Origin of the sequence: Vreelandella subglaciescola (genome assembly GCF_900142895.1) — a bacterium.
GTDB lineage: Bacteria > Pseudomonadota > Gammaproteobacteria > Pseudomonadales > Halomonadaceae > Vreelandella > Vreelandella subglaciescola.
Window position 1 is genome coordinate 669,329 of the sequence record NZ_LT670847.1, and the last position, 18,761, is coordinate 688,089.

The 18,761-nt window shown below is 61.7% G+C and carries 24 protein-coding genes; 12 read left to right on the plus strand and 12 right to left on the minus strand.

Features of this window, described 5'->3' with window-relative positions; all coding sequences use genetic code 11:
- Nucleotides 1–6 precede the first annotated feature (6 nt).
- The gene (locus B5495_RS03065; RefSeq protein WP_079551219.1) at nucleotides 7–768 is read right to left on the minus strand and encodes a Nif3-like dinuclear metal center hexameric protein; all 762 of its coding nucleotides are present in this window, start codon (nucleotides 766–768) and stop codon (nucleotides 7–9) included.
- A 207-nt stretch (nucleotides 769–975) separates the two neighbouring features.
- Here B5495_RS03065 and B5495_RS03070 point away from each other — a divergent pair, with 207 nt between their 5' ends.
- A complete protein-coding gene (locus B5495_RS03070; RefSeq protein WP_079551221.1) occupies nucleotides 976–2,265 on the plus strand; it encodes a S1C family serine protease in 1,290 nt (429 codons plus the stop codon).
- A gap of 14 nt (nucleotides 2,266–2,279) precedes the next feature.
- Here B5495_RS03070 and hisD read toward each other — a convergent pair whose 3' ends face one another.
- The 9 genes from hisD to B5495_RS03115 form a co-directional block, all read right to left on the minus strand.
- Nucleotides 2,280–3,599 carry a histidinol dehydrogenase gene (gene hisD / locus B5495_RS03075; protein ID WP_079551222.1) on the minus strand — a complete coding sequence of 440 codons (1,320 nt, stop codon included), beginning with the start codon at nucleotides 3,597–3,599 and terminating at the stop codon, nucleotides 2,280–2,282.
- Nucleotides 3,600–3,646: 47 nt separating this feature from the next.
- Nucleotides 3,647–4,306, minus strand: coding sequence for an ATP phosphoribosyltransferase (gene hisG / locus B5495_RS03080; RefSeq protein WP_079551223.1), 660 nt, complete (start codon nucleotides 4,304–4,306; stop codon nucleotides 3,647–3,649).
- 43 nt (nucleotides 4,307–4,349) lie between these two features.
- Entirely contained in the window at nucleotides 4,350–5,612 is a 1,263-nt protein-coding gene (murA, locus tag B5495_RS03085) for a UDP-N-acetylglucosamine 1-carboxyvinyltransferase (protein WP_079551225.1), read from the minus strand.
- A gap of 10 nt (nucleotides 5,613–5,622) precedes the next feature.
- Nucleotides 5,623–5,874 (minus strand): BolA family protein, encoded by a 252-nt coding sequence (locus tag B5495_RS03090; protein WP_079551227.1) that lies wholly within the window; start codon nucleotides 5,872–5,874, stop codon nucleotides 5,623–5,625.
- Between the two features lie 94 nt (nucleotides 5,875–5,968).
- The gene (locus tag B5495_RS03095) at nucleotides 5,969–6,295 is read right to left on the minus strand and encodes an STAS domain-containing protein (protein WP_079551229.1); all 327 of its coding nucleotides are present in this window, start codon (nucleotides 6,293–6,295) and stop codon (nucleotides 5,969–5,971) included.
- A complete protein-coding gene (locus tag B5495_RS03100) occupies nucleotides 6,292–6,936 on the minus strand; it encodes an MlaC/ttg2D family ABC transporter substrate-binding protein (RefSeq protein WP_079551231.1) in 645 nt (214 codons plus the stop codon). The genes B5495_RS03095 and B5495_RS03100 overlap by 4 nt, the downstream gene beginning before the upstream one ends.
- Before the next feature lie 44 nt (nucleotides 6,937–6,980).
- A complete protein-coding gene (gene mlaD, locus B5495_RS03105; RefSeq protein WP_079551233.1) occupies nucleotides 6,981–7,445 on the minus strand; it encodes an outer membrane lipid asymmetry maintenance protein MlaD in 465 nt (154 codons plus the stop codon).
- Between the two features lie 16 nt (nucleotides 7,446–7,461).
- Nucleotides 7,462–8,286 (minus strand): lipid asymmetry maintenance ABC transporter permease subunit MlaE, encoded by an 825-nt coding sequence (gene mlaE, locus B5495_RS03110; protein WP_079551235.1) that lies wholly within the window; start codon nucleotides 8,284–8,286, stop codon nucleotides 7,462–7,464.
- Nucleotide 8,287: 1 nt separating this feature from the next.
- Nucleotides 8,288–9,127 carry an ABC transporter ATP-binding protein gene (locus B5495_RS03115; protein ID WP_079551237.1) on the minus strand — a complete coding sequence of 280 codons (840 nt, stop codon included), beginning with the start codon at nucleotides 9,125–9,127 and terminating at the stop codon, nucleotides 8,288–8,290.
- A 279-nt stretch (nucleotides 9,128–9,406) separates the two neighbouring features.
- Here B5495_RS03115 and B5495_RS03120 point away from each other — a divergent pair, with 279 nt between their 5' ends.
- From B5495_RS03120 to B5495_RS03165, 10 genes are all read left to right on the plus strand, one after another.
- Nucleotides 9,407–10,393, plus strand: coding sequence for a KpsF/GutQ family sugar-phosphate isomerase (locus B5495_RS03120; protein WP_079551239.1), 987 nt, complete (start codon nucleotides 9,407–9,409; stop codon nucleotides 10,391–10,393).
- Nucleotides 10,394–10,436: 43 nt separating this feature from the next.
- On the plus strand, nucleotides 10,437–10,985 hold the full coding sequence (locus tag B5495_RS03125; RefSeq protein WP_079551241.1) for a KdsC family phosphatase: 549 nt from the start codon (nucleotides 10,437–10,439) through the stop codon (nucleotides 10,983–10,985).
- The gene (gene lptC / locus B5495_RS03130) at nucleotides 10,982–11,584 is read left to right on the plus strand and encodes an LPS export ABC transporter periplasmic protein LptC (RefSeq protein WP_079551243.1); all 603 of its coding nucleotides are present in this window, start codon (nucleotides 10,982–10,984) and stop codon (nucleotides 11,582–11,584) included. The genes B5495_RS03125 and lptC overlap by 4 nt, the downstream gene beginning before the upstream one ends.
- Nucleotides 11,581–12,093, plus strand: a complete 513-nt coding sequence (gene lptA, locus B5495_RS03135) for a lipopolysaccharide transport periplasmic protein LptA (protein ID WP_079551245.1) — start codon at nucleotides 11,581–11,583, stop codon at nucleotides 12,091–12,093. The genes lptC and lptA overlap by 4 nt, the downstream gene beginning before the upstream one ends.
- 130 nt (nucleotides 12,094–12,223) lie before the next feature.
- Nucleotides 12,224–12,994, plus strand: coding sequence for an LPS export ABC transporter ATP-binding protein (lptB, locus tag B5495_RS03140; RefSeq protein ID WP_172824513.1), 771 nt, complete (start codon nucleotides 12,224–12,226; stop codon nucleotides 12,992–12,994).
- 95 nt (nucleotides 12,995–13,089) lie between these two features.
- Nucleotides 13,090–14,499, plus strand: coding sequence for an RNA polymerase factor sigma-54 (locus B5495_RS03145; RefSeq protein ID WP_079551247.1), 1,410 nt, complete (start codon nucleotides 13,090–13,092; stop codon nucleotides 14,497–14,499).
- 84 nt (nucleotides 14,500–14,583) lie between these two features.
- Nucleotides 14,584–14,892, plus strand: a complete 309-nt coding sequence (gene hpf, locus B5495_RS03150) for a ribosome hibernation-promoting factor, HPF/YfiA family (protein ID WP_079551249.1) — start codon at nucleotides 14,584–14,586, stop codon at nucleotides 14,890–14,892.
- A gap of 5 nt (nucleotides 14,893–14,897) precedes the next feature.
- The gene (locus B5495_RS03155) at nucleotides 14,898–15,368 is read left to right on the plus strand and encodes a PTS sugar transporter subunit IIA (protein WP_079551251.1); all 471 of its coding nucleotides are present in this window, start codon (nucleotides 14,898–14,900) and stop codon (nucleotides 15,366–15,368) included.
- A 35-nt stretch (nucleotides 15,369–15,403) separates the two neighbouring features.
- The gene (gene rapZ / locus B5495_RS03160; RefSeq protein WP_079551253.1) at nucleotides 15,404–16,291 is read left to right on the plus strand and encodes an RNase adapter RapZ; all 888 of its coding nucleotides are present in this window, start codon (nucleotides 15,404–15,406) and stop codon (nucleotides 16,289–16,291) included.
- A 43-nt stretch (nucleotides 16,292–16,334) separates the two neighbouring features.
- On the plus strand, nucleotides 16,335–16,604 hold the full coding sequence (locus B5495_RS03165) for an HPr family phosphocarrier protein (protein WP_079551255.1): 270 nt from the start codon (nucleotides 16,335–16,337) through the stop codon (nucleotides 16,602–16,604).
- A gap of 31 nt (nucleotides 16,605–16,635) precedes the next feature.
- On the opposite strand, the gene pmbA is transcribed toward B5495_RS03165, so the two are convergent.
- Nucleotides 16,636–17,976: a metalloprotease PmbA gene (gene pmbA / locus B5495_RS03170; protein ID WP_079551257.1), complete on the minus strand. Its 1,341-nt coding sequence runs from the start codon at nucleotides 17,974–17,976 to the stop codon at nucleotides 16,636–16,638.
- Between the two features lie 62 nt (nucleotides 17,977–18,038).
- Nucleotides 18,039–18,200, minus strand: a complete 162-nt coding sequence (locus tag B5495_RS14545; RefSeq protein WP_154045191.1) for a hypothetical protein — start codon at nucleotides 18,198–18,200, stop codon at nucleotides 18,039–18,041.
- On the opposite strand from B5495_RS14545, the gene yjgA reads away from it, so the two are divergent.
- Nucleotides 18,199–18,723 (plus strand): ribosome biogenesis factor YjgA, encoded by a 525-nt coding sequence (gene yjgA / locus B5495_RS03175; protein WP_079551259.1) that lies wholly within the window; start codon nucleotides 18,199–18,201, stop codon nucleotides 18,721–18,723. The two genes, B5495_RS14545 and yjgA, sit on opposite strands and share 2 nt — an antisense overlap.
- The last annotated feature ends 38 nt before the right edge of the window (nucleotides 18,724–18,761 follow it).

The window sequence follows — 18,761 nt, forward strand, 5'->3', positions numbered from 1 at the left end:
CCGCCGTCAGGCGGGGTTGTCAATATCCACAAAGCGGTGCGTTACGCCATATTCTTCTGCCAGCCACTCGCCCAGCGCCTGTACGCCGTAGCGCTCGGTGGCGTGATGGCCAGCGGCCAGGTAATGAATGCCCAGCTCGCGCGCCAGATGCGTGGTGCGCTCGGAAATTTCGCCCGAGACAAACGCCTGCGCGCCGCCTTCATGGGCCGCCGCAATCATGTCCTGGGCACCGCCGGTGCACCAGGCAATACGTTCGATATCGCCCACGCCGGGCGCCTTGATCATCATGGGTTCGCGCTCAAGCTTGCCGGCAAGCTCGCCGGCCAGCGCTTCAACGCTGAGCGGCGCGGCCGTTTTGCCCTGCCACAGCAGCCCTTCGCCCAGCTCGCCGTCCAGGCAGCGCTCTACGCGCCAGCCGAGGCGCTTGGCCAGCTGCGCGTTATTACCCAGCGTGACATGGGCGTCCAGCGGCAAATGATAGGCCAGCAGGTTGATATCGTGATTGAGCAGCGTCTTGATACGCCGCTGCTTCATGCCCGTTAGCGCCACCGGCTCGTTTTTCCAAAAGTAGCCGTGGTGCACCAGCACCAAATCAGCCCGCCAGGCAACCGCTTCGTCGAGTAGCGCCTGACAGGCCGTCACGCCGCTTAGCACTCGGCGCACCTGCGGCCGCCCCTCCACCTGCAGCCCGTTAACGGTGAAATCCTTGAACCGCTGCGCGCCCAAGCGCTGCTCGCACGCTGCCACCAGCGTATCCCGATGAAGCATATTGCCCCCTTGAAAGATTGCCGTGCCGGTTAATTCAGGCAGAACCCCAGCGACCGGCATGTAAAATGTTACCATGCGCGCTATTATAAAGTCGGCGTCATGCAGGCGTGAACCCTTGCCACCGGGCGTTTTCCCATCAAGCTGACACCGTTATCCAAAGGAACGTCCTCACGCCCAGGAACGCATTTCATTCAAAGGATCGTACCTATGCAACGCTTCATGTTGCCCTACCTCTGGCCCGTTATCGCCGGCGTGCTGCTTGCTGCCCTGCTGCTTCTGGCATTTCCCGAACGTTTGCCCAATCCCTTTGCCGACGAACCACCGCCGACGCCCAACGTCAGCGGCACGGCTTTTACCCCGCTGATCGAGCCTGACGCTCAGCGCACCGCGCCCAACGTACAGAAAGCCACGCCGCTTACCCGTGGCCAGGGGCCTGCCAGCTATTCAAGCGCGGTACAAAAAGCGGCTCCGGCCGTCGTCAACGTTTATTCATCACGCATTGTCGAGCGTGACCAGCACCCGCTGATGTCAGACCCATTCTTCCAGCAGTTTTTTGACGACGATGACACCAGCCAACAGCGTATGCTCTCGAGTCTGGGCTCGGGCGTGATCGTCAGCCAGGACGGCTACGTACTCACCAATCACCACGTTATCAAGGGCGCCGACCAGATTCAGGTCGCCTTGCGTGACGGCCGCGAGGCGCTGGCGACCGTCATCGGCACCGACCCCGAAAGCGATCTTGCCGTCCTGCGCATTCCGCTGGACAACCTGCCCAACATCAAGCTGAGCGATTCGGAAGACGTGGCCGTAGGGGATGTGGCACTGGCCATCGGCAACCCCTTTGGCGTCGGCCAGACGGTGACCATGGGTATTATCAGTGCGACCGGCCGCAGCCACCTGGGGCTGAACGCCTACGAGGATTTCATTCAGACCGACGCGGCGATCAACCCCGGCAATTCCGGCGGCGCCCTGATCAATCCGGACGGCGCGCTGGTGGGCATCAATACGGCAATTTTTTCGCGCTCGGGCGGCTCTCAGGGCATCGGCTTTGCCATTCCGGCCAATCTGGCCCACGGCATTCTCGATGAGCTGGTGACTCAGGGGCGCGTGATTCGCGGCTGGCTGGGCATCGAAGCGCAAGAACTTTCCCGCGAGCTGGCGGCGTCTTTCGGGCTGCGCACGCCCCAGGGGATGATCGTTGCGGGCGTGGTCAAGGGCGGCCCGGCAGAAAGCGCCGGACTACAGCCCGGCGATGTGCTGCTGGCGCTTGATGACGAACCGATCCTCGACGCCCGCACTACCATGAGCGACATCGCCGAGCTGACTCCCGGCGACACCCTGCCCCTGACCATCGTGCGCAGCGGCGAGAAAAAGCACGTCGAACTCACCGTGGGCGAGCGCCCGGCGCCAGCCCGCCCGGGCCGGCAACAGCAAGGCACCAAGCAACAGAATTCACCTCAACAGGAACAACAATCGCGCGAGACATCAACGCACTAGCGGCGCAGGCGACACTATTTCTTCAGACGATACTCGGCCGAGCGAGCGTGGGCGGTCAGCGATTCGCCCCGCGCCAGCACCGAGGCAATCTTGCCCAGGGATGACGCGCCTTCTGCCGAGCAGTGAATAAGCGACGAGCGTTTCTGGAAGTCGTACACGCCAAGCGGCGAGGAAAAGCGCGCAGTGCCTGATGTCGGCAACACGTGGTTGGGGCCAGCGCAGTAGTCGCCCAGCGCTTCTGCGGTATAGCGCCCCATAAAGATCGCTCCGGCGTGGCGGATATTACCCAGCCAGCGCTCGGGCTCGGCCACCGATAGCTCCAGATGCTCCGGCGCAATACGGTTGATCAAGGTCACCGCTTCCTGCTCGCTGTCGCAGTGAATCAGCGCACCGCGAGCGCCGAGCGACGCGCGGACGATATCGGCGCGCTCCAGGGTGGGTAGCAGCCGTTCGATCGATGCTTCTACTGCGGCGAGGTGCTCGGCGTCCCAGCTGACCAGAATCGCCTGGGCGTCTTCGTCGTGCTCGGCCTGGGAGAACAGGTCCATGGCCAGCCAGTCGGGATCGGTGTGACCATCGGCCACGATCAGGATTTCCGACGGCCCAGCAATCATGTCGATGCCCACCTGACCGAATACCGCTCGCTTGGCCGTGGCCACGTAGATATTGCCCGGCCCGACAATTTTATCCACCCGCGGCACGGTTTCGGTGCCGTAGGCCAGCGCGGCAATCGCCTGAGCGCCGCCCACGGTAAACACGTAATCCACGCCGGCAAGGTGTGCCGCCGCCAGTACCAGTTCGTTGAGCACGCCATCGGGCGTCGGCACCACCATGACGATTTCTCTGACGCCGGCCACGTGGGCGGGCAGCGCATTCATCAGCACCGACGACGGGTAAGCCGCCTTGCCGCCGGGCACGTAAATACCCGCGCGATCAATCGGTGTGACCTGCTGGCCGAGCACGGTGCCGTCGGCTTCGGTGTATTGCCACGACTCGGGCTTTTGATGCTCGTGATAGCGGCGAATACGTCCGGCGGCGGCGGTCAGCGCCTCGCGCTGCTCGTCGGGCAGGCCGTTATACGCCTGCTCAAGGCGTTCGGGGGTTAACGTCAATTCCTGCATCGTCTTGGCCGAGAGGCGATCAAAGCGGTTGGTTGCTTCAATCACGGCGGCATCGCCGCGAGTTTTAACGCCCTCGAGAATCTCGGCCACCCGCGTCTGCACGGCCTGATCCGATACGCCTTCCCAGTCGAGCAAAGCGTCAAGACGCTGATCAAAAGCGTCGTCCCGGGTGGATAGCCGGGCAATGCCCGCTGCGCTAGCCGTCGCGTTCATAAGTGACCTCGTATAAAAAACAGGCGAAAAACGGTAACAAGCCGGGCTTAAGCGTGCGCTTCCTCGGCGCTCAAGCGCTTGTCGACGGCCGCTTCCAGACGCTCAATGAGCGGTTTGATCTGCGCGTGCTTCATGGTCATCGATGCCTTGTTGACCACCAGTCGCGTGCTGATGTGGTCAATCAGTTCGCGCGGCTCCATGCCGTTGGCGCGCAGGGTATTGCCGGTGTCGACGATATCGATGATTTCATCGGCCAGATTCATGATCGGCGCCAGCTCCATGGCGCCATACAGCTTGATCACTTCGGCCTGAATTCCCTGCTCGGCATAGTAGCGCCGCGCCACATTGACAAACTTGGTGGCGACCCGGCGCCGGGCGCGGCCGGGAGATTCGTCCCGGGCACCCGCCGTCATCAGCCGGCAACGGGCGATCTGCAGGTCAAGCGGCTCGTAAAGGCTGTCGGCGCCGTGTTCAAGCAGCACGTCCTTGCCGGCAATACCCATGTCGGCCGCACCCAGCTGTACGTAGGTCGGCACGTCGGTGGCGCGAATGACGATCAGCTTGACGTCCGCCAGATTGGTATCAAACAACAGCTTGCGGCTTTTGCGCAGGTCTTCCGCCGGGGTAATTCCCGCGTCGGCCAGCAGCGGCAGGGTTTCATCCAGTATACGCCCCTTGGAGAGCGCTAAAATCAGTTGCTTGCTCATGGTTGTCGCCCATCGTTATCGCATGGTTTGTCCGGCATACGGTTTAGCCCGGAATACGGCGGATACGCGCGCCCAGCTGCTGCAGCTTTTCCTCGATACACTCATAGCCACGATCAATATGGTAGATACGGTCAACCAGGGTTTCCCCTTCGGCCATCATCGCCGCAATTACCAGCGAGGCCGAGGCGCGCAGGTCTGTCGCCATCACCGGCGCACCCGACAACGACGTGACGCCGCTAATCAGTGCCGTATTACCTTCAAGGGCGATATCCGCGCCCATGCGATTGAGCTCTTGCACGTGCATGAAGCGGTTTTCGAAAATGGTTTCGACCACACGCGAATTACCTTCCGCGACCGCGTTCATGGCCACAAACTGGGCCTGCATATCGGTGGGAAAAGCCGGATACGGCGCGGTACGAATGTTGACCGCCCGCGGGCGCTTGCCGTGCATGTCGAGGCTGATCCAGTCGTCTTCAGCGGTAATCTCGGCGCCCGCTTCTTCCAGCTTGGCCAGCACCGCGTCGAGGATATCCGCACGGGTGCGGGTAACCTTCACCCGGCCGCCGGTCATCGCCGCGGCTACCAGAAAGGTACCGGTTTCGATACGGTCGGGCATGACGTCGTGATGGCAGCCGTGTAGCCGCTCGACGCCTTCGATGACGATGGTATCGGTGCCGTGGCCGCTGATATTGGCGCCCATCTTGACCAGGCACTCGGCCAGGTCAATCACTTCCGGCTCGCGGGCGGCGTTTTCCAGCACCGTGGTGCCGTCGGCCAGCGTCGCGGCCATCAGCAGGTTCTCGGTGCCGGTCACGGTCACGGTGTCAAAAAATATCGTCGCCCCGCGCAGGCGTCCGTCCACCCGGGCAAGGATGTAGCCGTTCTCGACGCGGATATCCGCGCCCATGGCCTCCAGGCCGCGGATGTGCAGATCCACCGGGCGCGAGCCGATGGCACAGCCGCCGGGCAGCGACACGTCGGCATGGCCAAAGTGCGCCAGCAGCGGCCCCAGCACCAGAATCGAGGCGCGCATCTTTTTCACCAGCTCGTAGGGCGCGTAGCAGCGCTTCACCTGGGAGCCATCCAGCTGGATGCTGAGCTTCTCGCCCATCACCGGCTCCACCCCCATACTGCCCAATAGCTCCAGCGTCGTGGTGATGTCCTGCAGGTGCGGCAAGTTGCCGATTACCACCGGGCCGTCAGCCAACAGGCTGGAACACAGAATCGGCAGCGCGGCGTTTTTCGCCCCGCTGGCCCAGACTTCTCCCGCTACCGACCCGTTGCCGGTAATGATCAATTTATCCATGCGCTTGGCGTTACCCCACGTTTTCCGGCGCGCTTTCCCACTGCGCCGGCGTGTAGGTTTTAATGCTGATGGCGTGCAGCGCGCCCGAGGCGATTTCATCGCTGAGCGCACCGTACACCAGCTGCTGACGCTTGACCGGTGTTAACCCCTCAAACGCTTCGCCCACGGCGATTACCTGAAAATTGCAGCCTTCGCCTTGAATATAAAACGCGCAGCCGTCCACACGCGACTCGAGCAGCGCTTTTACTTCACTGGGTTGCATGAGCGGAAAACTCCTTTGAAACCGTAGGAAAAAAGAAAACAGCGGCCATGATAAAGAAAAGCCGGCGCTTTGGCGATTGGCGCCTCAGGCCGGCTTATGCATTTGGCTGGTCAAACAGCGCATCCAGCTCGGTCAGGCTGGCCAGCCGGCGTAACGGCGCTGACAGCAGAATCTGCTCAATCGTCAGCTGGCGCCGCCGGCACGCACGCAGCCATTGCAACAGCACGCTGATGGCCGCACTGCTGGCCCGGTCCACGCCGCGAAAATCCAGCGTGAGCGCCGGCTGACCCGAGTGTTCAAGCCAGCGCTCACCGGCATCGGCAAGCGCGGCGGCCGCATTCTCACTGAGATTGCCGCTGGCCTCAAGCGCGTTGTCCTGCGCGGCTAGCGACACGCCCTGGCGGGAGAACAGCGTTGTCACTCGCTGCCGCCCTCTTCCAGCTCGTCAACGCCGACGTCGGGCGACCAGTTGCGGATAACCGCATCGTAATCGCGGTTGTTGTCACGCATTGACTGATCAAACTGGTTGCGAAACGTCAGCCCCAGGTTGATGCCGTTGACGATCACATTGACCACTCGCCAATCGCCGTCAGACAGTCGCAGGCTGTAGCTGACCGGGTAGACATCGCCGTTGTTGGCGACGATTTCCATTTCCACGCTGGTCTGGTCGTCGTAGCGCTGGGGGCGCTGATCGTCGATCACGCGCAGCTCGTCGTAGTCAAAGGTGACCAGCCCTCGCGTGTAGGTATCGATCAGCGTCTGGCGAAACACGTCGGCAAAGCGGCTGCGCTGCTCGGGGGTCGCATTGCTGAAATATTTTCCCATCACGCTGGCGCCGATATAGCGAAAATCGGCGACCTCGTCGAGGCTCTCGTCGACCAGCTTCTTAAGCTCGTTAACGTTGTTGGCGTAGTAGTCCTCGCGGGCGTCAAGGTCCGCCATGAATCCGGTAATATTGTCCCGGATCAGCGCCTCGGGCGTTTGTTGCTGGGCGTATAGCGGCGCGCTCAGCGCCACGGAAGCGGCGAGAATGCCGCTGCTCAGCCAGTGTTTGATGTTCATGGCGTCTCCTCGTTGTAGTGCGTCAGGGCCGGTACAGCACCCTCTTAGTCTTTGACCATGCTCGATACGAACTGCTGTATCAGCTCTTCAAGCACCAGCGCCGACTGGGTATCACGAATGGTATCACCATCTTCCAGCATCTCCGGATCGCCGCCAACGCTCAGGCCCACGTACTGCTCACCGAGCAGGCCAGACGTTAAAATTGCAGCGGTAGTATCGCGGGAAAGCTGGTCTTCAAGGTTGCTTTCCAGACGCATCTTTACCCGGGCTTCAAACCACTGCGTATCCAGATCGATGGACTCGACCCGACCCACGGTCACACCGGCCATGGTGACGCGGGCGCGCGGCTTCAGACTACCGATATCAGAAAAATTGGCCTCCAGATGAAACGTTTCTGAAGGCGCATTCAGCGTCAGGCCGCTGACGCGAAGGCCAAGAAAAACCAGCCCCAGAATGCCGGCGAGGACAAAAAGCCCCACCCCGAACTCTACGGTTTTACTGCGTTGCATGCACCTGCTCCCGCGTTTAAAGGCCGCCGAACATGACGGCGGTTAGCACAAAATCCAATCCCAGCACCGCAAGCGAGGAATACACCACGGTTCGCGTTGTAGCGCGGGAAATACCTTCTGACGTGGGAATCAAATCGTAGCCCTGAAAGACCGCAATCCAGGTGACGACCAGCGCAAACACCAGGCTTTTGATCATGCCGTTACCCACGTCGGCAAAAAACGCCACGCTGGACTGCATGTTGCTCCAGTAGGAGCCCTCGGAAACGCCCAGCCACTGCACGCCGACCAGATAGCCGCCCCAGATACCCACGACGCTGAAGCCGATGGTCAGTAGCGGCAGCGAGACAAAACCGGCCCACAGGCGCGGCGCGACCACGCGGCGCAGCGGATCAACGCCGATCATTTCCATGCTGGTCAGCTGCTCGGTAGCCTTCATCAGCCCGATCTCGGCGGTCAGCGCCGAGCCCGCGCGCCCGGCAAACAGCAGCGCTGCTACCACCGGCCCCAATTCGCGCAGCAGCGACAGTGAGACCATCTGGCCCAGCGCCTGCTCGGCGCCAAAATCAATCAGGATGGTATAGCCCTGAAGCGACAGCACCATGCCGATAAACAGCCCCGACACCAGCACAATGGCCAGCGACAAAACGCCGACAAAATGCATTTGCCTGAGCCACAGCCTGAACCCCTCGCCCGTGGGCACGCCGGCCATCGATTGGGCGATGAAGATGCTCGCCCGCCCCAGCGCTTCGACCACGCTACCGCCGCGACGCCCCAGGCGGGCGATGGACTCCACCAGTCTCGAAAACGTTCGTAAAAACGTTCGCCAAAACCCTGCCGCCATATCAGCCCGTCCTCGTCGTGGTTGTGGTCGTAGTCGTCGTATCGGCGCCGAGTATATCGCGGTAATACGGCGGCGCCGGATAATGAAACGGCACTGGGCCGTCGGGCTCGCCGTGCATGAACTGGCTGACCCGCGCATCCTCATGGGTATCCAGCGACGCCGGCGTGCCGTGGGCCACGATTTCACCGTCAGCGATCAGATAAAGATAGTCGGCGATGCTCATGGTTTCCTTGATATCGTGGGAGACCACCACCGAGGTCAACGACAGCGCCTCGCTCAGGCGTTTGATGAGCTGCACCAGCACCCCCATGGCGATGGGATCCTGCCCCACAAAGGGTTCATCGTAGAGGATCAGTTCGGGGTCCAGCACCACCGCGCGGGCCAGCGCCACGCGACGCGCCATACCGCCGGAAAGCTCTGCCGGCGTCAACGCGTGGGCGCCGCGCAGCCCCACGGCTTGCAGCTTGAGCAGCACGATGTCGCGGATCATGGCGTCGGGCAGGTCAGTGTGTACGCGCAGCGGAAACGCCACGTTTTCGAACACGTCCAGATCCGAAAACAGCGCGCCACTCTGAAACAGCATGCCCATGCGCCGGCGCAGCCCGAATAGCGCCTTGCGCGACAAGCGGTGAACGTCCTGACCGTCGATCAGCACGCGCCCCTTGTCCGGCGTCAGCTGGCCGCCGATCAGCTTGAGCAGCGTGGTTTTTCCCGTGCCGCTGGGGCCCATGATGGCGGTTATCTTACCCCGAGGAATGGACAAGTTGACGCCGCGAAAGATGGCGCGCCCGCCGCGGGAAAAGTGCAGGTTTTCCACTTCAATAAAGGCCGATTCCGTCATGGCACACCCGTGTAATTCAAGAATATCCGTCTTGTCATCCGGCCTATACTACACGAAGCGCGGCAAAAACAGGTTATCGAACAGCGTACTCTAACGCGTTATACTCACCGGAATCTACGGGTCGGCAGCATAAAATAAAACCCTCGGGCAAGCCGGCGCGCGATGTTACGATAACGGCAACACCGATACGTCCGCTTTCCCTCGTTGCCGCGATCATCATCAGCGGCTGAATCAGTCGTCACGTTCACCACCCAGCGATCCACCCTCAAGAGCGACGCCATGCCTTACTCACCCGCCGACACCGCCTTCCTGCGTAACAGTGCGCTGCGCACCCTGAACACTGAACAAGCCGCCATCAACGGCCTCAAGGCCAAGCTTGATGCGCACTTTGATCGGGCCTGCGAGCTAATACTCGCCTGCCAGGGCCGCGTGGTCGTGACCGGCATGGGCAAATCCGGCCATATCGGTGGCAAGCTCGCCGCGACTCTTGCCAGCACCGGCACACCGGCTTTTTTCGTACACCCGGGCGAAGCCAGCCACGGTGATTTAGGCATGATCACCCGCGCCGACGTCGTGCTGGCACTGTCCAATTCGGGTGAAACCGGTGAAGTGACCGCGCTGCTGCCGCTTTTGAAGCGCCTCGGTATCCCGCTAGTCAGCATGACCGGCCGCCCCGACTCAACCCTTGCCCGCCACGCCGATGCCCACTTGGACAGCGGCGTTGAACGCGAGGCCTGCCCGCTGGACCTGGCCCCGACCAGCTCCACCACCGCCGCGCTCGCGCTGGGCGACGCACTGGCGGTAGCGCTTTTGGAAGCACGCGGGTTTACCGCCGAGCAGTTTGCGCTGTCGCATCCCGGCGGCAGCCTCGGTAAGCGCCTTCTACTGCGCGTTCAGGACATCATGCACAGCGGCGAACGCCTGCCCCAGGTGGCACTGGGTAGCCCGCTGCGCGATGCGCTGCTGGAAATGACCCGCCAAGGGCTCGGCTTTACTTGCGTGGTTGCTCCCGATGGCCAACTTGCCGGGGTGTATACCGACGGCGACTTGCGCCGTACGCTGGATCAGCACCAGAACGTGCTGCGCCTCACAGTCGATGAGGTCATGACCCGCCCGGGCAGACGCATAACGCCCGACGTGCTTGCCGCCGAGGCAGTGCGTATAATGGAAGACAGCAAAATTACCGCACTTGCGGTGGTTGACCCCCAAGGGCGCCCCGTCGGCGCGCTGCATATGCACGACCTTCTCGCTAGCGGGGTCATCTAGCATCTGCAGCAACGCTTTCGGTTTAATGTTTTTCGGAGTCTGTATGCCTCAATCCATCGCGCCCAGCGCTACGCTTTCCCACACGCGCCTTCTCGCCCTTGACGTTGACGGCGTACTCAGCGACGGACGGCTGTATTTCCAGGCCGACGGCATTGAAATCAAGGCGTTTCACACCCAGGACGGCCACGGCCTCAAACTTTTGAAACGCATGGGAATTCACGTCGCGCTGATCACCGGCCGGGATTCACCCATGGTCACCCGGCGCGCTAAAGCGCTAGGTATTGCCCACGTTTACCAAGGCTGCGAGGATAAGCTCAGCGTGCTTGCGCGCCTCTGCCAAACGCTTGATATCCCCCTTGAGCAGGCGGCTTACTGCGGTGATGACCTGCCCGACCTTGCCGCCATTCAACGCGTTGGCGTTGGCATCTGCGTACCCAACGCCCCGACTTACATGCAGCAGCACGCCGACTGGGTTACTCAGCGCGCCGGCGGCCATGGCGCAGTGCGCGAAATCTGCGATGCGCTACTCAGCGCGCAGGGCCACTGGGAGAGCATTATGCAAACCTACCGGCACGAGCCGCTTTCATCATGAGTGCCACACTGTCTTGGCTTTATCGGATACGCAAACGCGTGTGGCTGCTGCTGGTGATTATTACCCTCGGCGTACTGCTGGCCTGGCTTGACCTGCGCGATACGCGCAACGCGCCGCCTAACCCGTCGGCACGTGCTGACGAGCCCGGCCACGTTATCGAAAACGCCGAGCTTACGCTTTACGATGCGGCCGGCAACCTGACGCAACGGCTGACATCGCCGCGCATTTTACATACGCCCCAGCAGGCCATAACCCTGTTTGATACGCCGCGCGCCACGCTGATCGACAGCGAGCAGCGTCAATGGCATGCCACCGCCAACACAGGTACGCTCAACGGCCAGAAACAGCGGCTGATGCTGGACGGCGATGCGCGACTGATAGCCCCCGATGAAGGCTGGCAGCTCGATACCCAAATACTGTATTACGACAGCCAGGACGCCCACGCCTGGAGCGACAGCCCGGCCTTGTTGCAGCAGCCTCCTCAGCGCATTCGCGCCCAGCGTCTGGATGCCTGGCTGAATACCAGCAAGGTACGTCTGACGGGTCGTGTCCGCGGTTACCATCCGCCCGCAACGGCATCAGCCGAGGAAACCCCATGAACACACGCACGCTTTCTTTTATCACCGCTGCCGCACTTGGCATCAGCGCACTCGGCAGCGGGATCGCCACCGCCCAGACCACGTCACCCGATCCCGTTCAGGTCGAAGCCGACCGCTTTGACCTTGATCAGCGCGCCGGCACGGTGGTGTACCGCGGCAACGTCAAGATACGCCAGGGCGAAATGCGCCTGCGCGGCGCCCGAGTGAACATACAGCGCAACGACGCTGGCGAGCTTTCCCGCGCCACCGCCTTTGGCGAGCGCGCCTACCTACGCGATCGCCCCGACGGACAGAAGGAACAGATCGAAGGCGAAGCACGTCAGATCATCTACCACGTGGCCGAGCGCCGCGTTGAACTGATTGATCAGGCCGAACTGGACCAGGGCGGCGATCACTTCGAAGGCGGCCGGCTGGAATATTTCATTGATCGGGAAGTGATACAGGCACGCTCTGACGTGGAAGGCAGCGACAACCAGCGTATCCGCATGACGCTGCAACCGGAGCAGTAAACGCAGACGCCGGCGATCATCGACATACCATCATTGCCACATACCGCCAGTGCCGCTATTGATCCCGACCACGACAGGGCGTTATCGATAGCGGGCAGGCCAGATCATAGACAAGGAAAGGGGCCACACGGTGTCTTTTGACGATATTACCGCCGAAAATCAGCCGGAAGCACCGGTCAAAACCCTCCACGCTCGCCATCTGGCCAAAAGTTACAAGCGCCGCCGCGTGGTCAAGGATATCAACCTGGATATCACCCAGGGCAGCATCGTCGGGCTTCTCGGCCCCAACGGCGCGGGCAAGACCACCTCGTTTTACATGATCGTGGGGCTGGTCAAGGCCGATGCCGGACACGTCAGCATTGATGATCACGACCTTTCCAGCGCGCCCATGCACGAGCGCGCCAAGGCGGGAATCGGTTACCTGCCTCAGGAAGCGTCAATCTTCCGCAAGCTCTCGGTGGCCGACAACATCATGGCCATTCTGGAAACCCGCCGGGATCTGGACCGCCACGCCCGGAGCGAGCGCCTTGAGGCGCTACTGGGCGACTTTCATATCACCCATATCCGCGACAATCTGGGCATGAGTCTTTCCGGTGGCGAACGCCGACGAGTGGAAATCGCCCGGTCGCTGGCCATCGAGCCCGCCTTTATTCTTCTCGACGAGCCGTTTGCCGGCGTTGACCCCATCTCGGTGGGCGAAATCAAGACCGTGATCCGCGCCCTCAAGGCCCGCCACATCGGCGTGCTGATTACCGATCACAACGTGCGCGAAACCCTGGATATCTGCGATACCGCCTACATTGTTGGCGACGGGCACATCATTGCCAACGGCTCGCCGCGCAGTATTCTCGACAACCAGCAGGTCCGCGATGTGTACCTCGGCGCCGAGTTTCGGCTTTAATCACCGATTTCCGCTTTCTGGCGACCGGCCGTTAGCTTGCAGCCTTGGGAAGCGCGGCTTAGGGTAAGACCTTTACCCCGATGAGTGATTCTTCGATGGCCATGAAAGCGTCTCTTCAGCTACGCGTTGGCACTCAGCTAACCATGACGCCGCAGCTCAAGCAGGCGATCTCGCTGTTGCAGCTGTCGACGCTCGACCTGCGTCAGGAAATCCAGCAGGCGCTGGACGGCAACCCGCTGCTCGATCAGGAAGACGAGTTCAGCGAACAGGCCGCGACTGACACGCCCGAAGACGGCTGGGCCGACAGCATTCCCAACGAACTTTCCGTTGACAGCGACTGGTCGGATACCTATCAGGACACGCCGCGTGCCACCGGCGCCGAGGGGCCGGATTTTGACCGTCAGGCCGCCGGGCAGAGCCTGCACGGCCATTTACTCTGGCAGCTGGCCATGCTGGATCTCACCGCCGATGAGCACTTGATTGCCGAAGCGCTGATCGACGCCGTTGATGCCAACGGCTACCTGACCCAGTCGCTTGCAGACGTCGAAGACGGCCTGCACCGCCAGGGGCTTCTTGAGGCCAACCTGACGCACATTGAAAGCGTGCTGGCGCGCCTGCAGCAGTTCGAACCCACCGGCGCCTTCGCCCGGGATCTGGGCGAGTGCCTCACGCTGCAGCTGGAAACGCTACCCGAGACCACCCCGCTGCTGATGCCCGCACGCCGGCTGGTACGCCAGTTTCTGCCCGCCCTCGGACGTGACGAATCACGCCTGCTGAAACGCCGGCTGGGGCTGGATGACGCCGGACTTGAGGCGGTAACCGAGCTGATCCGGAGCCTTGACCCGCGCCCCGGCAGCGCCTTTGAAAGCGTCGCCAGCGGCTATGTGATCCCCGACTTGCTCGCACGGCGCAGCGAACACGGCTGGCAGCTTGAGCTGAACCCGGATGCCGTGCCCCGGCTGCGCATCCAGCCCGACTACGCCAGCCTGATCAAACGCGCCGACAACAGCCAGGACAACCGCTTTCTCAAGGAGCATCTTCAGGAAGCGCGCTGGCTGATCAAAAGCCTCTCCAGTCGCAACGACACCCTGTTACGCGTCGGCCGCGAGATCGTCGCCCGCCAGCTGGATTTTCTCGACCACGGCGAGCAGGCCATGCAGCCACTGATCCTTGCCGATATTGCCGCCGCCGTCGATATGCACGAATCCACGATCTCCCGGGTAACCACGCAAAAATACCTGCACACCCCGCGCGGCGTGTTCGAGCTCAAGTATTTTTTCTCCAGCCAGCTGGGCGGCAAAGACGACAGCGCGCACTCAAGCACCGCCATTCGCGCGCGGATCAAACAACTCGTGGCGCAGGAGCCGGCTGACAAGCCGCTTTCCGACAGCCGTCTGGCGGCGCTTCTGGACGATGCCGGCATCCATGTGGCTCGTCGCACGGTGGCCAAATACCGTGAAGCGCTGGGCATTCCGCCCACCAGCGAACGCCGCCGCCGACGCTAGCCAACGAAACTCGCACCAGGGGCTTTGTTTACGTCCAAAAAGGGTTACAATCAAACCACATTCCGACGGATAAGGAGTATGTCCATGCAAGTTAACATCACCGGTCATCACGTAGAACTGACTGACGCCTTGCGTGACTATGTGAACGAAAAGCTCGCCCGGGTTGAGCGCCATTACGACAACATCACCACCGTGCAAGTCACCTTATCTGTGGAAAAAGAGCGCCAGCTCGCCGCCTGTACCATGCACGTTGCCGGCGCCGAGCTACATGCTGAAGCTACCCACACCGACATGTACGCCGCCATCGACGCGCTGGCCGACAAGCTCGACCGCCAGCTGGTCAAACACAAGGAAAAAGCACAGGCCCGCGCTCAGGGCGCCGGCGTGCGTTAAGCATAATGACGTTGGAAGCCATCCTCCCCCCGGAACGCGTGCTGTATGACGTACCCGGGGGCAGTAAAAAAAGGGTGCTGGAATTTTTCAGCACCTTTATTGCGCAGAATATCCCCAGCCTGGACAGCCAGGAAGTCTTCAGCCGCCTGATTGGCCGTGAAAAACTCGGCAGCACGGGTATCGGCAACGGCGTGGCTATTCCTCATGCGCGAAGCCCACACTGCAATGCCCCTATCGCCGGCTTTCTCAAGCTCGCCGAGGCCGTCGATTTCGACGCCATTGACGGCGATCCAGTGGATCTGGTGTTCGTCCTGCTCGTGCCTGAAAAGGCCGACGACACCCACCTGGCGCTGTTAGGCCAGGTCGCACTGATCATGAACGATGCTGACACGCGCATGCAGCTGCGCCGCGCGCAAAGCCAGCGTGAACTGCTTGACCTGATCATCGCCAGCATTCGCAAGCAACCCGACAGATAGCGCCCCCTTATCCGCTCGAACCCACGAGAGACGCTATGCAACTGGTCATTATTAGCGGTCGTTCCGGCTCGGGCAAATCCATTGCCCTGCAGGCGCTGGAAGACCTCGGCTACTACGCCATCGATAACCTGCCGGCGATGCTTCTGGGCTCGCTGGTGGATGAATTGCGCCATCAGACCGGACGCACCCACCTTGCCGTCAGCATTGATGCGCGCAACCTGCCGAGCGCCCTCGAGCGTCTGCCTGACCTTCTCGCCGAGCTCAAGGCACGCAATATCAGCTTTCATGTGGTCTACCTGACCACCGATGCCCGCATTCTGCTGGAACGCTACTCCGCCACGCGCCGCCGCCACCCGCTCACCCGGGACAGCGACATGACGCTTGAGGAGGCCATCGCCAAGGAAGAAGACACGCTCAGCGATGTGCGCAACCTCGCCGATTTAACCATCGATACCTCCAGGTTGTCGGTTCACGACCTGCGCGGGCGCATTACCGATCAGGTCGCGCACCGCCGCCGCGACCAGCTCACCCTGACCGTTGAATCCTTTGGCTACAAGCGCGGCGTGCCACTGGACGCCGACCTGGTGTTCGATGCGCGCTGCCTGCCCAACCCGTACTGGGACCCGGCACTGCGCGGCCTGAACGGGCGCGACGCCGAGATCGAGACGTTTTTACGCGGCTACCCCATCGTTGATGCCATGTGCCGCGATATTCACGACTGGCTAAGCCGCTGGCTACCGGCCTATCAGAATAGCCAGCGCAGCTATATTACCGTGGCCATCGGCTGCACCGGCGGTCAGCATCGCTCGGTGTATCTGGCCGAGCAGATCGGGCGGCTGATCCTTGATGCCATAGACGAAGTCCACGTGCGCCACCGCGAGCTTTCGGTACAGTACACACGCTCGACACCCGCCAGCACTTAACGGTTGGCGTACAACAACAATCGCTTCATCAAAAGGAACCCGCGTGCCGCGTAAAACCCTGACACTGACCAACCGTCGCGGCCTGCACGCCCGCGCCGCGACTCGGCTTGTCGCCTGCTGCCAGCCGTTTGAATCGAAGGTTCACGTTTACAAGGGCACCCAGCAAGCCGACGCCGGCAACATCATGGCGCTGCTGATACTGGCCGCCCCCTGCGGCACCGAACTCACCGTGCACGCCGAGGGCGAAGACGCCGAGCAAGCGCTCGACGCCGTCGAAGCGCTGTTTACCGCGCGCTTCGACGAAGACCATTAATTGGCTTCTATAGCTGGCGGGTAGCGTATATTTAATTACCGGCCACGGTCATCGCGTTGATCAGCCAGCTGCCGGTATGAATGCTGCCCCGGGTATCCACGTCATCACCGATACCGGCCAGATTGGCAAACATCTGCTCCAGATTGCCGGCAATGGTGAATTCCTCAATCGGGTACTGCACCTTGCCGTTTTCTACCCAGAAGCCCGTGGCACCACGCGAATAATCACCGGTGACGCCGTTAACCCCCTGCCCCATCAGCTCGGTGACCCACACGCCGCAATCCATTTTTTTCAACAGCGCCTCGGGCGTTTGCAGCGGCGCGCTAATGCGCAGGTTGCGTGCCCCGCCGGCGTTGCCGGTGGTGGGCAGAGAAAGCCGGCGGGCGCTGTAGGCCGAAAGCATATAGCTCGCGATCTTGCCCTCGGCAATAAAGCGGTTGTTGCGCGTTTGTACGCCGTCAGCGTCAAACGGCGAACTCGCCGTGGCACCGGGTTCCATCGGGCGCTCTTCAAGGCTGAACCACTCGGGAAACAGCGGCGTATTCAGCCGGTCGCAGAGAAACGAGGCCTGACGATAAAGCGCACCACCGGCCAGCGCACCCATCAGATGACCCACCAGCCCGCTGGCAAGTGAGGGATCAAACAACACGGGAAAGCTGCCGGTCGCCGGACGCCTGGCACCCAGCCGGCGCAAGGTACGCTGTGCCGCTTCACGCCCTACGTCCGCCGGCGCGCGCAGTGCCTTAGGGTCGCGCTCGGCAGTGTAAGCAAAGTCGCGCTGCATGCCGTTGTCGTCTTCGGCAATCAGCATGCACGATAGCCCATGGTGACTGCCCTTCTGGGTACCCAAAAACCCGTGGCTGTTGGCGTAAACGCGCACGCCCTCACCGGTGGACAGCGACGCCCCATCGGACTGGGTAATGCCCTCGACCTCGCGGCCGGCACGCTCGCACTCAAGCGCCAGCTCTACCGCCTGCTCGGTCGACAGTGCCCAGGGATAATGCACCTCAAGGTCGGGAATCTCGCTTGCCATCAGCTCGGCATCGGCAAGCCCCGACGCCGGGTCTTCGCCGGTATAGCGGGCAATAGCCAGCGCTTTTTCTACCGTGGCCTGAATGGAATCGTCGCCGGCGTCGGTTGACGAGGCACTGCCCTTGCGCTGGCCCACGTATACCGTGATGGCGATACCCTGATCCCGGGACAACTCCACGGTTTCCACTTCGCCAAGTCGCACGCTTATCTCAACGCCCTGATCAACGCTTGCGCCCACTTCCGCCGCATCGGCGCCCAGGCGCTTTGCCAGTGCCAGCGCCTGCTGCGCGCGGGATGCCAACACTGCCTGCTGCGCCTGCGCATCAAATGCCTGTGCCATGATGGCCTCCTGTCATTCCTGATAATCGAATTTTGATAACCGGGTGTTTAAGAATCGAGTGTTTAAGAAACGAGTGCGTAAGCACCGGAACGCTGATTAATCTGCCTGCCGGCTTGCTTGTCCAAAATGACACGCCCTGTTTGTTCACGCAGCCTGATATAATGCGGCCACTTGGCGGCCTGTGTTGTGCCGACTTTTACGAACGTTTTGACGAGTTTCATCATGCCCAAAAAAAATCCGGTGCCGGCGGCCGAGACGCCCCTGGAAGACGAACGTCCCAGCAAGTCCCAGCTCAAGCGCGAAATGCACGCGCTACAAGAGCTGGGCGAAACCCTGATCGCCATGAAGCCCGGCGAACGGGCCCGCTTTGCGCTCTCCGATGATCTGGAGCACGCCATTGACGAAACCGCGCGCATTAGCTCGCGCGAGGCCCGACGCCGGCACATGCAGTACGTCGGCAAACTCATGCGCAAGGAAGATTTAACCGCCCTGCACGCCGAGTTTGATGCGATTGATAAAGAACGCTTTCAGCGCGACCACGCCTTTCACCGGCTGGAAAAATGGCGCGATCGCCTGATTGACGAAGGCGACACCGCGGTCGACCACTACATGCAGGATCACCCCGACGCCGACCGCCAGACGTTGCGCCAGCTGGTACGCAATGCGCGACGCGAGCGCGACCAGCAAAAACCACCGGTCAGCGCGCGCAAGCTGTTCAAATACTTGCGCGAAAGCCAGAACATTTAAGCACACGGCCGGGGGCTTATACTCCGGGCTTACGACAC

What these genes read in the sequence shown, in the direction of transcription:
- hisG (WP_079551223.1), bottom strand. Translation starts at nt 4,306, where the DNA reads ATGAGCAAGCAACTGATTTTAGCGCTCTCCAAGGGGCGTATACTGGAT.
- B5495_RS03155 (WP_079551251.1), top strand. Translation starts at nt 14,898, where the DNA reads ATGACGTTGGAAGCCATCCTCCCCCCGGAACGCGTGCTGTATGACGTA.
- B5495_RS03100 (WP_079551231.1), bottom strand. Translation starts at nt 6,936, where the DNA reads ATGAACATCAAACACTGGCTGAGCAGCGGCATTCTCGCCGCTTCCGTG.
- B5495_RS03145 (WP_079551247.1), top strand. Translation starts at nt 13,090, where the DNA reads ATGGCCATGAAAGCGTCTCTTCAGCTACGCGTTGGCACTCAGCTAACC.
- B5495_RS03115 (WP_079551237.1), bottom strand. Translation starts at nt 9,127, where the DNA reads ATGACGGAATCGGCCTTTATTGAAGTGGAAAACCTGCACTTTTCCCGC.
- B5495_RS03070 (WP_079551221.1), top strand. Translation starts at nt 976, where the DNA reads ATGCAACGCTTCATGTTGCCCTACCTCTGGCCCGTTATCGCCGGCGTG.
- murA (WP_079551225.1), bottom strand. Translation starts at nt 5,612, where the DNA reads ATGGATAAATTGATCATTACCGGCAACGGGTCGGTAGCGGGAGAAGTC.
- B5495_RS03065 (WP_079551219.1), bottom strand. Translation starts at nt 768, where the DNA reads ATGCTTCATCGGGATACGCTGGTGGCAGCGTGCGAGCAGCGCTTGGGC.
- hisD (WP_079551222.1), bottom strand. Translation starts at nt 3,599, where the DNA reads ATGAACGCGACGGCTAGCGCAGCGGGCATTGCCCGGCTATCCACCCGG.
- B5495_RS03090 (WP_079551227.1), bottom strand. Translation starts at nt 5,874, where the DNA reads ATGCAACCCAGTGAAGTAAAAGCGCTGCTCGAGTCGCGTGTGGACGGC.
- mlaD (WP_079551233.1), bottom strand. Translation starts at nt 7,445, where the DNA reads ATGCAACGCAGTAAAACCGTAGAGTTCGGGGTGGGGCTTTTTGTCCTC.
- B5495_RS03125 (WP_079551241.1), top strand. Translation starts at nt 10,437, where the DNA reads ATGCCTCAATCCATCGCGCCCAGCGCTACGCTTTCCCACACGCGCCTT.
- lptC (WP_079551243.1), top strand. Translation starts at nt 10,982, where the DNA reads ATGAGTGCCACACTGTCTTGGCTTTATCGGATACGCAAACGCGTGTGG.
- B5495_RS03120 (WP_079551239.1), top strand. Translation starts at nt 9,407, where the DNA reads ATGCCTTACTCACCCGCCGACACCGCCTTCCTGCGTAACAGTGCGCTG.
- pmbA (WP_079551257.1), bottom strand. Translation starts at nt 17,976, where the DNA reads ATGGCACAGGCATTTGATGCGCAGGCGCAGCAGGCAGTGTTGGCATCC.
- yjgA (WP_079551259.1), top strand. Translation starts at nt 18,199, where the DNA reads ATGCCCAAAAAAAATCCGGTGCCGGCGGCCGAGACGCCCCTGGAAGAC.
- B5495_RS14545 (WP_154045191.1), bottom strand. Translation starts at nt 18,200, where the DNA reads ATGATGAAACTCGTCAAAACGTTCGTAAAAGTCGGCACAACACAGGCC.
- mlaE (WP_079551235.1), bottom strand. Translation starts at nt 8,286, where the DNA reads ATGGCGGCAGGGTTTTGGCGAACGTTTTTACGAACGTTTTCGAGACTG.
- hpf (WP_079551249.1), top strand. Translation starts at nt 14,584, where the DNA reads ATGCAAGTTAACATCACCGGTCATCACGTAGAACTGACTGACGCCTTG.
- lptA (WP_079551245.1), top strand. Translation starts at nt 11,581, where the DNA reads ATGAACACACGCACGCTTTCTTTTATCACCGCTGCCGCACTTGGCATC.
- rapZ (WP_079551253.1), top strand. Translation starts at nt 15,404, where the DNA reads ATGCAACTGGTCATTATTAGCGGTCGTTCCGGCTCGGGCAAATCCATT.